The following is a 2,738-nucleotide window of genomic DNA, read 5'->3' on the forward strand; positions in this document are numbered from 1 at the left end:
TGGCGCCATGAATTTACCTTGTATAGTAACTGATATTAGTGGTTCAAATGAAATTATATTGCAAGATGAAAACGGCATTATCGTTCCGATTAAAAATAAAAAAGCTATATTTGATGGACTTAACACTATGCTTTTGGATGTTGAATTACGAAACAAATGCAAGTTTAATGCACGTCATTTAATTAGTTCACGATATGAACAGTCTCAAGTTTGGAATTCTTTGTTGAAGGAATATCAGATTTTGGAAGAAAAATTAAAATAAAATGTTACACTGGAAACCAACAGACAAAAAAGCTGCCATTTGCTTCACCATTGATGATATCCATCCTGGAAAAAGTACCGATTTGTATGAAGCTGGCGGCGATTTAGATAAAGGAGCTCTTGGAAAGGTTATGTGGTTATTGAATAGACATCCTAAACTAAAAGTTACATTATTTACAACAGCAGATTGGCGTGAAACACATGCTTTTCCAACACGAAAAATATTGGCAAAAATTCCAAATCTTCGTGATAAATTTTACCTTTCAAAACGATTGAAAAAAGGGACCATGAGTTTAGAAAATCATCCAGTTTTTGTTGATTTCCTAAATCAAATGGGCCAAACAGAAATTGCTTATCACGGTTTGTATCATGTGCATAAGGGACTGAAAATTCCAGTAGAATTTCAAAATCAAACAGAAGAAGAGTTTGATGGAATTATTAGCGAAATGGTTCGAATTTTCAATGCTTCTAAAGTAAATCACGTAAAAGGAATTTGTCCGCCAGGATGGAACGCACCAGATGCACTTTTATCAACTTTAGTAAAATATGATTTTGATTATGTTGCTTCTTCTAGAGATGTTATAACACCAATTTCTAAAAATGCTAAATGCAATATGAGCGGTTTAAAAGAAGTACCTTTAATTTATCCAACTTTATTAAAAGAGAATAAACTTGTTCATTTACCTTCTAATTTTCAAGTAAATTCTTCTATTGATAGAGCTATAGATATTATTGAAAATGAAGGACTAATTTCTATAAAAGCACACATCATTAAACAAGTAGGAAGTTATGTAGCTTTAGATGGAGTTGATGATTTATATATGAATTACCTTGATGTTTTGCTTTCAAGTTTAGAACAAAAATATGGAGATGATTTATGGTGGACATCAATGGGCGAAATTGCACATTTTGTAAAAAATAATAATTAATTATGAATGAAGTAATTTTAAATCCTTCAGATTATAAAGAAACCTATATAAATTATTTGAATTCATGCTTTCCAAATTGGGGAAATGAAGTTGTTTATAATTGGGTTTTTGAGCGACAAGTAGGCGATAATGCCTCCGATATTTTACTTTTAAAAAATGAGGAGGGTGAAGTTATTGCAGGTTCTTCAATTACTTACAGAGCCGTTACAACTCCAAATGGATTGGTAGTAAATTTTGGCATAATGACAGGTTCATGGACTTTACCTAATGCAAGAGGAAAAGGTTGTTTTAGTCAAATTATATCAGAGTCTAAACGTATCTGTTTTGAAAAAAATGTTCCTTATTTAACCGCTTTTGTAACAGAAACTAACGCAAGTTATAGGAGATTAAAAGACGCTGGTTTTTATTGTAAAATAGCTGATAATGTGTTTTCTAATGAAGATTTGTTTGAAATTGAATCTAGCCCTAATAGTCTAGAACTTGTTCCAGTTGATGTTGATTTATTATATGCTAAATATCAATTAATATTAAAGGAAAAATCAGTGTTTTTATATACAAAATCGGAATTTGAATTACAGTATATTCAACGAATAAATTTTGTTGAATGTGCTAAAGTAGGAACATCTTATTTCTTGTTTGAGGACACTGGTAGCATTATAAAATTACTTTTCTTTTCTGATTTTGATTCTAAAACAATACAGTATTTTTGTAATTGGATTCGAATTAATAGAGCTAAAAAAGTTATGTTTTTTGTTTCAGATGAATTTCAAATAGATATTTTAGAAGCAAATAATTTCAATTTTGTTAAAGGATTTTATACCATTCAAAAAACTGATGACAATGGATTGGATGATTATGAAGTTTTCAAAAATATAAGTATTAATTTGGGAGATAAAATGTAATGATGTTATACCGAAAATATTTTAAACGAATTATTGATTTTCTTTTCTCATTAATTGGGATAGTGTTATTGTTTCCGATATTTATAATTGTTTTTATTTTGTTGTTTATCAACAATAATGGATCACCATTTTTTGTTCAAAAAAGACCTGGTTTAAATGAAAGAATTTTTAAAATTTTGAAGTTTAAAACCATGAATGATAAAAAAGATGAAAACGGAAATCTACTTCCAGATGCCGACCGGTTGACGAAGTTGGGTAGTTTTATTAGAAAAACATCTCTAGACGAAATTCCGCAACTTATCAATGTGCTTAAAGGTGACATGAGTTTGGTTGGTCCAAGACCATTACTTCCTGATTATTTGTCAAAGTATTCAAACTTTCAAGCTCGAAGACATGAAGTAAAACCTGGAGTTACAGGTTGGGTTCAAGTCAATGGAAGAAATGGTTTAGAATGGGATAAAAAATTTGAACTAGATGTATGGTATGTGGACAATATTTCATTTACTTTGGATGTAAAAATATTATTTAAAACTGTTCAGAAAGTAATAAAAAGTGATGGAATAAATGCTGCTGATTCGGCAACAATAGAGCCTTTTCAAGGGAGTTGAATAATAAAATAAACTGATATGCAAAATATTGTAATTAT

At 29.7% G+C, this 2,738-nt stretch carries 4 protein-coding genes; all 4 read left to right on the plus strand.

From position 1 onward, the window contains the following. Window positions 1-262: glycosyltransferase (locus ACIQ06_RS16135; RefSeq protein WP_396147957.1), on the plus strand; the 262-nt coding region annotated here is incomplete at its 5' end. Window position 263: 1 nt separating this feature from the next. After that, window positions 264-1,190: a DUF2334 domain-containing protein gene (locus tag ACIQ06_RS16140; RefSeq protein ID WP_396147958.1), complete on the plus strand. Its 927-nt coding sequence runs from the start codon at window positions 264-266 to the stop codon at window positions 1,188-1,190. Window positions 1,191-1,192: 2 nt separating this feature from the next. After that, complete coding sequence (locus tag ACIQ06_RS16145) at window positions 1,193-2,092, plus strand: hypothetical protein (protein WP_396147959.1); 900 nt, start codon at window positions 1,193-1,195, stop codon at window positions 2,090-2,092. A 2-nt stretch (window positions 2,093-2,094) separates the two neighbouring features. Then, window positions 2,095-2,700, plus strand: coding sequence for a sugar transferase (locus ACIQ06_RS16150; protein ID WP_396147960.1), 606 nt, complete (start codon window positions 2,095-2,097; stop codon window positions 2,698-2,700). The last annotated feature ends 38 nt before the right edge of the window (window positions 2,701-2,738 follow it).

The organism is Flavobacterium sp. (genome assembly GCF_044341265.1).
Taxonomy (GTDB): domain Bacteria; phylum Bacteroidota; class Bacteroidia; order Flavobacteriales; family Flavobacteriaceae; genus Flavobacterium.